Source organism: Stenotrophomonas sp. Steno-Z10-HUANG, assembly GCF_056393075.1.
Map to the genome: position 1 here is coordinate 164,014 of NZ_JBWJPA010000001.1, position 14,146 is coordinate 178,159.

The 14,146-nt window shown below is 72.6% G+C and carries 9 protein-coding genes; all 9 read left to right on the forward strand.

The features are described 5' to 3' along the window. The first annotated feature begins 163 nt into the window (after positions 1–163). Genes AC06E6_RS00765 through bcsZ form a run of 9 tightly spaced genes read left to right on the forward strand, consistent with a single transcriptional unit; the run spans position 164 to position 14,098 of the window. Complete coding sequence (locus tag AC06E6_RS00765; RefSeq protein WP_478059929.1) at positions 164–1,681, forward strand: BcsE family c-di-GMP-binding protein; 1,518 nt, start codon at positions 164–166, stop codon at positions 1,679–1,681. After that, positions 1,678–1,860 (forward strand): cellulose biosynthesis protein BcsF, encoded by a 183-nt coding sequence (gene bcsF, locus AC06E6_RS00770; protein ID WP_240213269.1) that lies wholly within the window; start codon positions 1,678–1,680, stop codon positions 1,858–1,860. The genes AC06E6_RS00765 and bcsF overlap by 4 nt, the downstream gene beginning before the upstream one ends. Continuing rightward, complete coding sequence (bcsG, locus tag AC06E6_RS00775; protein ID WP_240213268.1) at positions 1,857–3,503, forward strand: cellulose biosynthesis protein BcsG; 1,647 nt, start codon at positions 1,857–1,859, stop codon at positions 3,501–3,503. The genes bcsF and bcsG overlap by 4 nt, the downstream gene beginning before the upstream one ends. After that, complete coding sequence (bcsR, locus tag AC06E6_RS00780) at positions 3,500–3,679, forward strand: cellulose biosynthesis protein BcsR (RefSeq protein ID WP_161613778.1); 180 nt, start codon at positions 3,500–3,502, stop codon at positions 3,677–3,679. Before bcsG ends, bcsR begins: the two co-directional genes overlap by 4 nt. Then, positions 3,676–4,431: a cellulose biosynthesis protein BcsQ gene (gene bcsQ / locus AC06E6_RS00785; RefSeq protein ID WP_240213267.1), complete on the forward strand. Its 756-nt coding sequence runs from the start codon at positions 3,676–3,678 to the stop codon at positions 4,429–4,431. The genes bcsR and bcsQ overlap by 4 nt, the downstream gene beginning before the upstream one ends. After that, complete coding sequence (gene bcsA, locus AC06E6_RS00790) at positions 4,428–7,061, forward strand: UDP-forming cellulose synthase catalytic subunit (RefSeq protein WP_478059933.1); 2,634 nt, start codon at positions 4,428–4,430, stop codon at positions 7,059–7,061. Before bcsQ ends, bcsA begins: the two co-directional genes overlap by 4 nt. Further along, positions 7,058–9,415, forward strand: coding sequence for a cellulose biosynthesis cyclic di-GMP-binding regulatory protein BcsB (gene bcsB / locus AC06E6_RS00795; RefSeq protein WP_478059934.1), 2,358 nt, complete (start codon positions 7,058–7,060; stop codon positions 9,413–9,415). Before bcsA ends, bcsB begins: the two co-directional genes overlap by 4 nt. Continuing rightward, positions 9,412–12,981 carry a cellulose synthase complex outer membrane protein BcsC gene (gene bcsC, locus AC06E6_RS00800; protein WP_478059935.1) on the forward strand — a complete coding sequence of 1,190 codons (3,570 nt, stop codon included), beginning with the start codon at positions 9,412–9,414 and terminating at the stop codon, positions 12,979–12,981. Before bcsB ends, bcsC begins: the two co-directional genes overlap by 4 nt. After that, positions 12,965–14,098: a cellulose synthase complex periplasmic endoglucanase BcsZ gene (bcsZ, locus tag AC06E6_RS00805; RefSeq protein WP_478059937.1), complete on the forward strand. Its 1,134-nt coding sequence runs from the start codon at positions 12,965–12,967 to the stop codon at positions 14,096–14,098. The genes bcsC and bcsZ overlap by 17 nt, the downstream gene beginning before the upstream one ends. Positions 14,099–14,146: the final 48 nt, after the last annotated feature.

A 14,146-nucleotide genomic window follows, 5' to 3' on the forward strand; every position in this document is an offset into this window, starting at 1 on the left:
GGGGCATGCGCGGCCGGTGCGCGTGAGGCCGGCCGTGAGCGAGTGACATTGAGCCGGCGGCCCGCACGGGGTTAATGTGACAACGGTCAAGGATTCCCGCGAGGGATGGGGGACGCGGCGCGGCGACCTGCAAACTGGCCGCTGACTGGGAAACGATTTGAAGATGATTTCACTCGCCATCGACGGTCTGCAGCACGAACTCACCCATCTGCGCGCGGGTGGGGTGTACTGGATCGCCTGCGCCGATGCGGGCCACGCCGACCTGTTCGCCGCCGGCGTCCTGGCCGGCGCGGATGCCGTGCCGCTGGCGGTGGTGGCCGCGCTCGGGCGCTCCCCCGCATCGATGGTGGCGCCGCTGGCGGTCCACCAGGGGCCTGCGCGGATCCGCCTGCATGAAGCGGCGGTGGCCGACCTGGCGCCGGCGGTCCGCGCACTGCCGGCCGAGCTGGCGCGCTGCGCCGCCGCACGCCGTACCCTGTGCGTGGTGCAGGTGCCGGCGATCGCGCTCGAGGGCCTGCACGGCCCGCACCTCGCGCGCTGGTGCAGGCAACTGCACGACTGGGCCGCCGCCGGCAGCCACTGCGTATTGCTGCTGTGCCATGGCGAGGTGGCCACGCTGGCGCCGCGCCTGCTGCCGCTCAACCCGCTGTGCAGCGGCGTCGCCCAGCTGTACCCGCACCGCGGCGCGCTGCAATACCTGGTCCACTACTGGAGCAACGCCGAGGGCGTGTTCGCGCATCGCGATTTCGAGGCCCGCTGGCAGGGCTTCCGGCTCGGCGTGATCGGCGCCGGCGACGGCGCGATGGCGGCGGCGCTGGCGCAGGAAGGCGGCGACCGCTTCCTCTACCTGGCGCAGGCCGACGCGCTGGAGGGCGCACCGCCGTTCTCCGCCGCCTGGCGCCTGTTCGAAAACTGGTCGGCGCTGGTCGCCGCGGCGCTGCAGGCGCAGGCGGCCACGGTGGTGCTGGCGATCGCCGAGAACGCCGATGTCGATGCGCTGGCGCGCATCGTGTTCCAGCTGCGCAGCGAGCGCGGCAACGGGCTGAAGCTGGTGGTGCGCGAGATGCAGCCGTGCCTGCGCTATGCCGACGAACGCCTGCTGCTGGAGTCCGGCGCCAGCCTGGTGGCGCCGGCCAACCTGCCGCTGGCGCGTTTCCTGACCCTGCTGGAAACGATCCAGGGCCAGCTCTGGCAGGGGCGCCTGCCGCAGGATCCGGAACGGCTGATTCGCCTGCACCGGCCGCCGGACGTTGGTGGCATCGTCACCCCGGCGCAATTCCGGCAGCTGGCCGGCGAACTGCTCGAGCAGGGCGGTGGCGCGGTGGAAAGCGCGGTGCTGGTGCTGCAGCCGGTCGCCGGGCTGAGCCCGGTGCATGCGCTGCAGCAGCTGCAGATGCGCCGCCGCGGCGATTTCGCCTGCATGTACGCCGGCCAGGTGTGGCTGTTCCTGTTCGCCTGCCGCGGCGACGGTATCGAGCGCGCGCTGGGCAACCTGTTCCGGCTGCCCTGGCGGGAACTGTTCGATGGCTACGAGCGCCAGGCCGGGCACGACGTCGCCGCCATGAGCGCGGCCGGCGGCGGGCTTGCCGCGCCGCCGCCGCTGCAGGCGCCGCCGGTGCCGCCGGCACCCGCGCCGTCATGGACGGCGCCGCGGCCGATCCGCCTGGGAGGGGAAGGATGAACGACCAACAGGTATGGAGCCTGGTGGCCGCGTGTGCGCTGGTGATGATTCCGCTGGGCGTGATGCTCGGGACGATCCTGCGCGCGCTGCGCGCGCGCCTGCGCCGCGGCCTGCCACCGCGCTACCTCAAGCGGGTCGGCGAGCGCCGCCGCCGGGATGCGCCGCGGGGGCCGGCATGAGCGAGGCCCGCACCGCCGCCGCCGCGACCGCCACGCCGCACGCGTGGCCGGACCTGCGCGGCTGGAACCTGTACTTCCTGTCCAAGGTGATCCTCGCCTGGATGGGCGCGCTGGACCTGCACATCCTGCCCAACCTGCTGCTGCTGGCGGCGCTGCTGGTGCCGCTGCCGTGGCGCGGCGCGCGCATCGCGCGCACCGTGGTCGCGGTTCCGGTGGCGGTGGCGCTGTACTACCAGGACACCTGGTGGCCGCCGTTCGAGCGCCTGCTGGCGCAGCCCGGCGTGCTGGATTTCTCCGCCTCGTACTGGCTGGAGCTGCTGGGGCGCTTCATCAACTGGCAGATGGTCGCGCTGCTGGCGCTGCTGGTCTGCGGCTACCTGCTGCTCAAGCCGTGGCTGCGGGTCACCACGCTCAGCGTGCTGGGGATGCTGGGCATGGCGGCGATGGCGCTGCCGCTGCCGGCCGCGCTGCAGTCCGCCGGTGGTGGCGATGCCGGCGCAGCGCAGGGCGCCGGCGGGGCCGGTGCGGCCGCGCGCGGCGGCCCGGCCAACAACCAGACCCTGGACGCCTACCTGGCCGGCTTCTACCAGCAACAGGCCGGGCTGAAGACCGCCTTCCCGCCGGCCCACGGCGGCACCCCCTTCGACGTGATCGTGCTCAACATCTGTTCGTTGGCCTGGAGCGACCTGGAGGAAGTGGGCCTGCGCCAGAACCCGCTGTTCGACGGCATGGACGTGGTGTTCGACGCGTTCAACTCGGCCACCTCCTACAGCGGCCCGGCGGCGATCCGCCTGCTGCGCGCCAGCTGCGGCCAGACCTCGCACACCGCGCTGTTCGACCCGGTGCCGGCGCAGTGCCAGCTGTTCGCCAACCTGCAGGCGCTGGGGTTCCAGAACGAGCTGGCGATGAACCACGACGGCCACTTCGACGATTTCATCGGCGACCTCACCCGTTACGGCGGGCTGGCGGCCACGCCGCTGCCGATCGAGGGGTATCCGCGCGCGCTGATCGCCTTCGACAAGTCGCCGCTGCGCCGTGACGGCGACGTGCTGGGCGGCTGGCTCAAGCAGCGCCAGGCCGCCTCCAGCGCGCAGGTGGCGCTGTTCTACAACACGATCTCGCTGCATGACGGCAACCGCATCGTCGGTGCCGACGGGCGCGCGATGGCCAGCGACTACAAGGCGCGCGCGCAGATGGTGCTGGGCGACCTGCAGGGGTTCATCGACGCGCTGGAGAAGAACGGACGCCGCGCGGTGGTGGTGGTGGTGCCCGAGCACGGTGCGGCGCTGCACGGCGACCGCATGCAGATCCCGGGCATGCGCGAAATCCCCAGCCCGTCCATCACCCACGTCCCGGTGGGGGTGAAGCTGGTCGGCATGGGCATCCCGGCCGCGGCCGGTCCGCGCCACGTGACCGCCCCGAGCAGCTACCTGGCGCTGTCCGAACTGGTGGCGCGGATCTATGCGCTCAACGCCCAGGCCAGCGCCGACGAGCGCAACTGGGACGGCTTGCTGCAGGGGCTGCCGACGACCCCGTCGGTGTCGGAGAACGAAGGCGCCAAGGTGATGGAGTACGACGGCAAGCCGTGGCTGCAGCTCAAGGGCAGCCCGACGTGGACCCCTTATCCGGAGGACACGCCATGACCGGCAACCGGCTGCCCGCCGGCCTGACCTCGGAACAGGACGACATCGACGTGCTGCGCGCGCACCTGCAGATGCCGGAGCTGCCGTACCTGGACTTCTCCGCGCAGCGCGCGCGGTCGCAGGCGCTTGCGCGCTGGCCGTTGTTCGCCGAGCTGGCGGCGGAGCCGCGGCGATGAGTACCACGCTGTCCCTGCAGGGCGTGCGCGGTGGCGTCGGGGTGACGACGATGATCGCCGCGCTCGGCCATGCGCTGCATGCGCAGGGCGAACGCGTGCTGCTGGTCGAGTGCAGCCCCGACCATCTGCTCGGCCTGCACCTGGGCCTGCCCGCCGCCGAGGCGCGCGGCTGGGCGCGGGCCTGGCTGGACGATGGCGACTGGCGCGAGGCGGCGTTCGAAGCGCTGCCCGGGCTGGCGCTGCTGCCGTACGGGCACGCCAGCGACGCCGAGGTGGCCACCATCGAGGAGCGGCTGCGGCGCACGCCGCGGTTCTGGGCCGAGCGCCTGCCGCTGCTGGCCGCGCAGTTCGACTGGATCCTGTTCGACCTGCCGCAGCGGCTGCAAGCGCACGTCGACACGGTCAATCAGCACGCCGCCTGCGCACTGCCGCTGCGGCTGGCGACGGTGGACCCGGGCTGCCACGTGCTGCTGCAGCGGCGCGCACACGATGCGCGCCGGCTGCTGTGCAACCGCTACGACCCGGCGCTGGCGGTGCAGCGCGACCTGATGCAGCTGTGGATCGACGGCGGTCCGCCGCTGGTGCCGCAACCGCTGCACGAGGACGCCAACGTGGCGGCCGCGCTGGCACGCAAGCGGCCCCTGGGCGCCGACCCCGATGGCGCGCAGGCGGTGGCCGATGTCGCCAGCCTGGCGGTGTGGTGCCTGGCCGAGCGCGGACGCCTGCGCGCGCGCGCGGGACGGACGCCATGAGGCCGCGCCGCATGCGCTACCTGCGCTGGCCGCAACTGCGCGAGGCCGCGCGGGCGCCGCTGCCGACGCTGTGGCTGCTGTGGCTGCTGCAGGCCATGGGCTGGGCGCTGCTGCGGCTGGAAGGGCCGGCGTGGCAGGCACTGGCGCCGCGCCTGCCCGATGCCTTCCCGCAGCTGCGGGTCTACCGCCGCTGGCGCTTCGGCGACCCGCTGCGGATGCTGATCCAGGCCGGCTGGCTGCTGCTGGTGCGCATCACCCCGCAGACCTCGCATCGCCGCCACCGGCTGGCGGCGGCCCGGCGCCGCCATGTCGCCGGCCTGCGCGGCGCCGCCGACCGCGGCTGGCGGCGGTACCTGGACACGATGCGCGGGCTGCCGCGACGGGTCTGGAACAGCGCCGCGTGGCAGCGCGCGCGCATGACCCTGGGCGCGCTGTCCAGGCGCACGCGGCGGTGGCTGACGTACGGCGTCGGCGTGGCCACGCTGGGCCTGGCGCTGCTGTGCGTCACCCAGCCGTTCAGCTACTTCGCGCAGTTCGTGTTCGTGCTGCTGCTGTGGGGCATCGCGCTGCTGGTGCGGCGCATGCCGGGGCGCTACGCCACGCTGATCCTGGTGGTGCTGTCGATCACCGTGTCGTGCCGCTACCTGTGGTGGCGCTACACCGCCACGCTCAACTGGAACAACGATTTCGACCTGGCCTGCGGCGTGGTCCTGCTCGCGGCCGAGACCTATTCGTGGCTGGTGCTGATGCTGGGCTACGTGCAGGTGGCGTGGCCGCTGCAGCGCAAGCCTTCGGCGCTGCCGGCCGATCCGCGCGACTGGCCGACCGTGGACGTGCTGATCCCCACCTACAACGAGGAACTGTCGCTGGTGCGGCACACCGTGAATGCGGCGCTGGGCCTGGACTGGCCGGCGGACAAGCTGCGCATCCACCTGCTCGATGACGGCAGGCGCCCGGAGTTCCGCGCGTTCGCCGCGCAGGCCGGGGTCAACTACATCACCCGCAGCGACAACCGCCACGCCAAGGCCGGCAACCTCAACCATGCGCTGACCCAGCTCGACGGTGAGCTGGTGGCGATCTTCGACTGCGACCACCTGCCGGTGCGTTCGTTCCTGCAGGTCACCACCGGCTGGTTCCTGCGCGATGCGAAGCTGGCGCTGGTACAGACCCCGCACCACTTCTTCTCGCCGGACCCGTTCGAGCGCAACCTGCGCGTGTTCCGCCGCGACCCCAACGAGGGCGAGCTGTTCTACGGCCTGGTGCAGGACGGCAACGACCTGTGGAACGCGGCGTTCTTCTGCGGTTCGTGCGCGGTGCTGCGGCGCGCGGCGATCGACGATATCGGCGGCTTCGCCACCGAGACCGTCACCGAGGATGCGCACACCGCGCTGCGCCTGCACCGCAACGGCTGGAACTCGGCCTACCTGCGCATTCCGCAGGCCGCGGGCCTGGCCACCGACAGCCTCGGCGCCCACGTCAACCAGCGCATCCGCTGGGCGCGCGGCATGGTGCAGATCTTCCGCATCGACAACCCGCTGCTGGGCAAGGGCCTGAGCCTGTTCCAGCGCTTCTGCTACGCCAACGCGATGCTGCACTTCCTGGCCGGCATCCCGCGGCTGGTGTTCCTGACCGCACCGCTGGCGTTCCTGCTGCTGCACGTCTACATCATCTACGCGCCGGCGGTGGCGATCCTGCTGTTCGTGCTGCCGCACATGGCGCATGCCAACCTCACCAACTCGCGGATCCAGGGGCAGTGGCGCCGGCCGTTCTGGGGCGAGGTCTACGAGACCGTGCTGGCCTGGTACATCGCGCGGCCGACCACGGTGGCGCTGTTCAGCCCGGCCAAGGGCAAGTTCAACGTCACCGAGAAGGGCGGCACCCAGGCCGGCGACCGCTTCGACTGGAAGGTGGCCCAGCCCTACCTGGTGCTGGCGCTGCTCAACGTCGCCGGGCTCGGTTTCGCGGTGTGGCGCTTCCTGCACGGCCCGGCCGACGAGCGCGGCACGGTGATCGTCAGTTCGCTGTGGGTGTTGTACAACCTGCTCATCGTCGGCGGCGCGCTGGCGGTGGCCGCCGAAGTGCAGCAGGTGCGCCGTACCCATCGCGTCAGCCAGCGCCTGCCGATGGCGCTGCGCCTGCCCGACGGGCGCACCCTGCGCGGGGTCATGCACGACTATTCCAACGACGGTGTCGGCCTGGAGCTGGCGCGCGCGCCCGCGCAGGAACTCGCCGCCGGCACCGCGGTGACCCTGCTGCTCGGCCGCGGCCGCCGCGAGTTCGCGTTCGCCGCGGTGGTCCAGCGCAGCGTCGGCGCGCGCCTGGGCCTGCTGCTGCGGTTCGACGACGAATCGCAGCGGGTGGAGTTCGTGCAGTGCACCTTCGCCCGCGCCGATGCCTGGCTGGACTGGCACGCCGGCTATCAGCCGATGAGCCTGCCGCGCAGCCTGTGGAGCGTGATCAAGCTCGGCTGGCAGGGCTACCGCCGGATCGGCGATTTCGCGCCGATCGATCTCGACCGGCCGATGCACTGGAGCCGCTGCGCGATGCGCTGGGTGGCCAGTTTCGCGCCGCAACGTCCGCTTCCTTCCTACCCGGCTGACCCAGCCGCTGACCCGGGGCTTCGTCCATGAGCATTTCCACTTCGCTGCGCTGGTTGCTGCTGCCGCTGTTGGCGCTGCCGGTCGCCAATGGTTCCAGTGCGTCGCAGGCGGCAACGGCGGCCGCCGCCCCGGCCACCGATGCCACGCCAGCCCCCGGCGCCGCCGCGATCACGCCGCCGCCATCGGCTGCGGCCGCAACGGGGCCGGTCTGGGCCGGCGCCACCTGGCCGTGGCAGCGCGCCAGCACCCTGGCCCAGCTTGGCCGCCGCCAGGACACGCTGCTGTCCGGCATCCGCAACACCACCACCTTCGAGTTCCAGGTGCGCCGCGACCGCCTGGTGCGCGTGGCCGAACTCGACCTGGCCTTCACCCCGTCGCCGTCGCTGCTGCCGACGCTGTCGCACCTGCGGGTCTATCTCAACGACGCGCTGATGGACGTGGTGCCGATCGGCAACGACCAGCTCGGCCGGCCGGTGCAGGCCAAGGTGCCACTGGACGCGCGGCTGATCGCCGACTTCAACCAGGTGCGGCTGGAGTTCGTCGGCCACTACACCGACATCTGCGAGGAGCCGACCCACAGCTCGCTGTGGGTCAACCTGTCCAGCAACAGCACCCTGCGCCTGGGCGGCCAGCCGCTGGCGATGCAGGACGACCTGGCCAACTTCCCGCTGCCGTTCTTCGATCCGCGCGACAGCGCGCGGCTGGAACTGCCGGTGGTGTTCGCCGGGTCGCCGTCGGTGGCGCAGCAGCGCGCGGCCGCGCTGATGGCGTCGTACTTCGGCAGCATGGCCGGCTGGTGGCGGCAGGCGCGGTTCCCGGTCAGTTTCGACCGGCTGCCGGCGCAGGGCCACGCGGTGGTGATGGCGGTGAACGGGCGGTTCCCTTCGGTGATCGCCGACCATGCGCCGGTGCAGGGGCCGGTGATCGAACTGCGGTCGCTGCCGGATGACCCGCAGCGCAAGCTGCTGCTGGTGCTGGGCCGCAATGACGCGGACCTGCAGACCGCGGTGTCGGCCATCGCCGCCGGCAACGTGCTGTTCCGTGGGACCCGCGTGCAGGTGGACGAGGTCAAGCCGCTGGCGCCGCGCAAGCCCTACGACGCGCCGAACTGGGTGCGCACCGACCGCGCCGTGCGCTTCGGCGAGCTGCTCGACTACCCGCAGCAGCTGCGCGCCAGCGGCATCGCGCCGCAGCCGATCGTGCTCAACCTCAACCTGCCGCCGGACCTGTTCATCTGGCGCAACCAGGGCATCCCGCTCAACCTGCGCTACCGCTATACGCCGCCGTTCAGCAGCGACGAGTCGCGCCTGAGCGTGGGCATCAACGACCAGTTCATTTCCAGCTTCCCGCTGATCCGCCGGTCCGGCAAGCAGGGCCTGGAGGAAATCCGGCTACCGGTGCTCAGCGGCGATGCCGGCGCCGGCGACGGCAAGCTGCTGATCCCGGCGCTGAAGATCGGCGACCGCAACCAGCTGCGCTTCGATTTCAACTTCGCCAGCGTCATGGGCAGCGCCCAGCGCGACCATTGCCAGACGGTGCTGCCGCCCAACCTGCAGGCCGCGATCGAGGAGGATTCGACCATCGATTTCTCCGGCTTCCACCACTACATGGGCCTGCCGGACCTGGCCGCGTTCGCGCTCAGCGGCTTCCCGTTCACGCGCATGGCCGACCTGTCCGAGACGGTGGTGCTGATGCCGCCGCGCGCCAACCCGGCGCAGGTCGGGCTGCTGTTGAACCTGGTCGGCGGGCTGGGCGTGCAGAGCGGCTATCCGGCCTATGGCCTGCGCGTGAGCGATGACTGGAAGCAGGCCGCGCGGCTGGACGCCGACGTGCTGATGCTGGGCGAACTGCCGCAGGAACTGCGCGGCAGCGACCAGCTGTCGCTGATGATCGACAACCAGCGCACCACGCTGCGCAATGGCCGGGTGGGCTCGCCGCAGGAAGCGGTGATCGAGGCGCGCCTGGGCAGCAGCGGCAGCGATGCGGCGATCAACCGTGTCGGCGTCACCGCCGACGCGCCGTTCGCCGCCATCATCGGCCTGCAGTCGCCGCACCACGCCCAGCGCAGCATCGTCTCGCTGGCCGCCAGCAAGGACGCGGACTACGCATTGCTCGACGACGCGCTCAGCGACATCGGCAAGCGCGAGGCCATTGCCGGTTCGGTATCGATCCTGCGCAGTTCCGGCATCCACAGCCAGTTCGTCGGCGAGCACTACTACGTCGGCTCGCTGCCCTGGTGGCTGCTGCTCTGGTACCACCTGGCCGACCATCCGGTGCTGCTGGCGGTGCTGGCCACGGTGGTGGTGCTGATGGTGGCGTTCCTGCTGTGGCGCGCGCTGCGCTGGGTGTCGCGGCGCCGGCTGGAAGCGGCGGACCAAGGATGAGCCGCCGGCTTCCGCTGCCGCTGGCGCTGCTGGTCGGCCTGGCCGCGGTTGGCCAGGCGGGCGCGCAGGCGCTGCCGCCCACCCCGGGAGGCAGCCTGGCCTCGCAGCGGCAATGGCTGCTGCAGCAGGTGCGCATCGGCGAGGCCACCGGGCGCCAGCGGCTGATCGAGGACGCCCTGGCGCGGCTGCGCCTGCTGGCGCCGGACGACCGCGCCACCATGCTGGCGATCCTGGAAGTGCAGTTGTCGCAGCAGAAGATCGACGACGCCACCGCGACCCTGGCGCGGCTGCGCCAGGTGGGCGCCGGCAGCCGCGAGCTGGCGGCCGGCGAACGCCTGTGGTCGGCGTATCGTGGCGACCTGCAAGCGCAGTTGCAGGAGGCGCGCATGCTCGCCACCGGCGGACGCAACGCCGAGGCGCTGGCGATCTACCGCCGGTTGTTCAACGATGACCCGCCGGGCATGCAGCTGGGCCTGGAATACTGGCGCCTGCGCGGCGCCGAAGCGGCCGGCCGGCCGCTGGCGATCCGCCGCCTGGCGGCGCTCGACGAGGCCTATCCCGGCAACACCGCGCTGCTGCAGACGCTGGCGCAGCTGCTGTTCGCCGCCGGTCGCGACGGCGAGGCGCTGGCCGCGCTGCAGCGCATGGGCAACAACCCCGAAGCGCTCACCTATGCCGCCGACGCCGAATGGGATTACCTGTCCGCGCGCCAGGCCGATGCCACCAACGTACGCCGGCTGCAATCCTTCATCGCCCGCTATCCCGGCTGGGTGCACCTGGAGGACGCGCGCAGGCTCTACGACGAACAGCGCAGGCGGGTGGGCAACCCGGCCTGGCTGGCCGGGCTGCGCGGCACGCAGCTGCTCGACGCCGGCCGCAACGCGGAGGCCGAGGCCGCGTTCCGCCAGGCCCTGGCCGGCTTCCCGGACGAGCCCGACTTCCACGGCGGGCTGGGGCTGGCGCTGATGCGCCAGGGCCAGCGCGAACCGGCGCTGGCGCAGTTCCAGAAGGCGCAGCAGCTGCAGGCCGATACCAGCAACAGCGACAAGTGGCGCGACCTGATCGCCAGCACCCGCTACTGGCTGGTGATGGAGCAGGCCGATGCCGCGCTGGAAGCCGGCGAGCTGGATCGCGCGCAGTCCCTGTACGCGCAGGCGCGCCGCCAGCAGCCGCGCGAGATCAACGCCCAGCTCGGGCTGGTGGACGTGGCGGTGGCGCGCGGCGACGACGACGCGGCCAGCCGCGAACTGCAGGCCGCACGGCGCATCGCGCCGAACGACGCCAACGTGGTGCGCAAACTGGTGCAGTTCTACGGTCGCACCGATCCACAACGGATGGAGGCCTACATCGCCAGCCTTCCGGCGACCCAGCGCGCGCTGTATGCCGATGAGCTGCGTGCGCTGCAGCTGGCGCGGCTGCGCGAGCGGCGCGAGCGTGCGCTGGCCGCGGGCGACATGGCCGAGGCCATCGCGCTGGGCCGCGAGCTGCGCCGCGAACAGCCCGACGACCCGTGGCTGGCCTACTCGCAGGCCAACGCGCTGCGCGCCGGCGGTGCGGTCGACGAGGCCGACGCGGTGATCGCCGACATGGCCGCCAGGGCCGGCAGCACGCCGGCGGCGCGCTACGCGCAGGCACTGTACCTGTCCGGTTCTGATCGCATCCCCGCGGCGCTGGCCGCGCTGGACGCGCTTCCCGCCGCGCAGTGGGACGACGACATGCATGCGCTGGCCACGCGCCTGCGCCGGCAGCAGGCCACCGCACGCGCCTGGGAACTGCGCGCGGCCGGTCGCGAGGACGAGGCCGTCGCGCTGTTGCGGCAGTTGCCGCAGGACGCGGACATCGTGCTGATGCTGGCCGACTGGGCGCGGCTGCGCGGCGACAGCGGCCAGGCACTGCAGCTTTACGCGCAGGTGCTGCAGGCGCAGCCCGGCAACGCCGATGCGCAGCTGGGCAGCGTGCAGGCACTGATCGACCGCGGCGACCTGGCGGCCGCGCGCGCGCGCATGGCGTCGCCGCCGGTGCTGGCGCCCGGCGACATCGGCCAGCAGCGGCAGCTCGCCGCGATCTGGTCCGCGCTGGGCGACGACGCCCGGGCGCTGGACGTCCTGCGCGGGGTGCTGGCGGCCGCCGACGGCCCCGACCCGCAGTCCTGGCGCGATGCCGCGCGGCTGCTGCGCGGCCGCGACCCGCAGCAGGCGCTGGACATGTATGCGCGTGCGATGGCCGACAACGGCCTGATCGCGCCAGGGCAGGCACAGCCGCGCGACGACCGCGCGCTGACCCGCGCCAGCCGCGAGACCGCCGGCGACGACTGGCTGCGGCGCAGCCTGCGCGGCGACGTGGAAAGCCTGTACCTGGAGCAGAACCCGACGTTGACGCTGATGCAGGACGCGGGCCGCCGCAGCGACGGCACCCCGGGCATCTCCAGGCTCGCGCGAGACACCCGCATCGTCCACCTCGACGCGCCGTTCGCCGGCGGGCTGGGCTGGGCGCGGCTGGAACAGGTGCGGCTGGACGCGCGCCGTTTCGAAACCGACGCCAATGGTTTCCACGACCAGGACTTCGGCAGCTGCCAGCTGTACCTGCTGCGCGCGGACGGCAGCCGGCTGCAGGCACCGGGCTGCGACACCCGCCTGCACCAGCGCATGAACTCCGGTGCGGGCCTGGCCCTGGGCTGGCGCACGCACGACGACCGCTGGCGTTTCGACATCGGCCACACGCCCGCCGGCTACGTGGTCGGCAACTGGCTCGGCGGCGCCACCGTCAACGGCGACCATGGCCGCTTCGGCTGGGGCGCGACGCTGTCGCGGCGGCCGATGACCAACTCGCTGCTGTCGCAGGCCGGCGCGGTGGATCCGCGCAGCGGCATCGCCTGGGGCGGGGTGACCGCCAACGGCGTGACCTTCAGCCTCGGCTACGACCAGGGCGGTCGCAACGGCATGTGGTCGAACTGGAGCTGGCATCGCCTGACCGGCCGCAACGTCATGGACAACGACCGCGCGCGCGCGATGGCCGGCTGGTACCACAAGCTGGTGCAGCGCCCCGACCTGCGGGTGGATGTCGGCCTGACCGGCATGTACTGGCGCTATGCGCGCGACCTGGGCGGCTATTCGCTGGGGCAGGGCGGCTATTACAGCCCGCAGCAGTACGCGTCGCTGAGCGTGCCGGCGAGCCTGGCCTGGCGCAACGACGACTGGTCGCTGCGGGTGGATGCCTCGCTGAGCGTTTCGCGCGCGCGCAGCCGTTCGATCAGCCGCTTCCCGCAGGCCTCGCTGGTCGACCGGCTGCTGGCCCAGCTGCAGCCGTTGTACGGCCCGCTCACCCTGGACCCGGCCGGGCTGTACAGCGCCGATGCCAGCAGCACCGGGACCGGCCACCGCCTGTACCTGGCGCTGGAACGCCGGCTCGGCGACCATCTGGTGCTCGGCGCCGCCGGCACCGTGCAGCGCAGCCAGGACTACTCGCCGAACACGTTCCAGCTGTATCTGCGCTATACCCTCAAGCCCTGGCAGGGCAACCTGCCGCTGCCGGTCACACCGCTGGTGCCCTATGGCGAACTCCGCTGACCCCGCGCGCCGCGCGCTGTTGCAGGCGCTGGCGGCCGTACCGTTGCTGGGCCTGGTGCCGGCCGCCGCCGCGGCCACCGGCTGGCCGCGCTGGCAGGTGCTGGTGGACAGCAGCCTGAGCGCCGACGGGCGCATGATCGACCGCAGCCAGTACGACCTGCGCAGCACCTCCGAAGGCCAGTCCTACGCACTGTTCTTCACGCTGGTGGACAACGACCAGGCGCTGTTCGACCGGGTCCTGGCGTGGACGGTGGACAACCTTGCCGCCGGCGACATGGGCAAGCGCCTGCCGGCCTGGCTGTGGGGGCGCGATCCCAAGGGCGGCTGGGGCGTGCTCGACGCCAACCCCGCCGCCGACTCGGACCTGTGGCTGGCCTATGTGCTGCTCGAGGCTGGCCGGCTGTGGCATCGCCCGGCGCTGCAGCGCATCGGCCAGGACATGCTGGCGCAGGTGCGCGCCAGCGAAATCGTCGACCTGCCCGGGTTGGGGCCGATGCTGCTGCCGGGCCCGCAGGGCTTCGTCGAGGACGGCGCCACCCGGGTCAATCCCAGCTACCTGCCACTGCCGCTGCTGCGCCGCTTTGCCGCGGTGGACCGCGACGGCCCATGGTCCGCGCTGGCCGGCAATACCCTGGAGCTGCTGCGGCAGACCGCGCCGCACGGCTTCGCCCCGGACTGGGCGGCATGGCGCGACGGCGCCTTCGTGGCCGACCCGGTGCGGGGCGCCAGCGGCAGCTACGACGCCATCCGCTGCTACCTGTGGGCGGGCCTGCTGTCGCCGCGCGACCGCCTGTTCCGGGCGCAGCTGCAGGCGCTGGCCGGACCGCTGCGACGGCTGCGCGACGGCGCCCCGATGTGGGAGAAGGTCGACACCCGCAGCGGCGTGGGCAGCGGCGAAGGCGGCTATGGGTTCCGCGCCGCGCTGGTGCCGTACCTGCTGGCGCAGGGCGAACGCGGGTTGGCGCAGTCGCTGCAGGCCAGCCTGCCCACCCCCGACCGGCAGCGCGGCGACGCGCCCGCCTACTATGCGCAGATGCTGACCCTGTTCGGCGACGGCTGGGCCGAGGGACGTTACCGTTTCGGCGCCGACGGGCAGTTGCAGCCGCGCTGGCGCTGAGGCGGCCGCCGCCGCCAACCGCCGGCTGCGTTCTGGCTAGAATGCGTC

Excerpts from the sequence above, each read along its gene's own strand:
- bcsC (WP_478059935.1), top strand. The coding sequence starts at position 9,412 with ATGAGCCGCCGGCTTCCGCTGCCGCTGGCGCTGCTGGTCGGCCTGGCC.
- bcsB (WP_478059934.1), top strand. The coding sequence starts at position 7,058 with ATGAGCATTTCCACTTCGCTGCGCTGGTTGCTGCTGCCGCTGTTGGCG.
- bcsF (WP_240213269.1), top strand. The coding sequence starts at position 1,678 with ATGAACGACCAACAGGTATGGAGCCTGGTGGCCGCGTGTGCGCTGGTG.
- bcsG (WP_240213268.1), top strand. The coding sequence starts at position 1,857 with ATGAGCGAGGCCCGCACCGCCGCCGCCGCGACCGCCACGCCGCACGCG.
- bcsR (WP_161613778.1), top strand. The coding sequence starts at position 3,500 with ATGACCGGCAACCGGCTGCCCGCCGGCCTGACCTCGGAACAGGACGAC.
- bcsZ (WP_478059937.1), top strand. The coding sequence starts at position 12,965 with ATGGCGAACTCCGCTGACCCCGCGCGCCGCGCGCTGTTGCAGGCGCTG.
- AC06E6_RS00765 (WP_478059929.1), top strand. The coding sequence starts at position 164 with ATGATTTCACTCGCCATCGACGGTCTGCAGCACGAACTCACCCATCTG.
- bcsQ (WP_240213267.1), top strand. The coding sequence starts at position 3,676 with ATGAGTACCACGCTGTCCCTGCAGGGCGTGCGCGGTGGCGTCGGGGTG.
- bcsA (WP_478059933.1), top strand. The coding sequence starts at position 4,428 with ATGAGGCCGCGCCGCATGCGCTACCTGCGCTGGCCGCAACTGCGCGAG.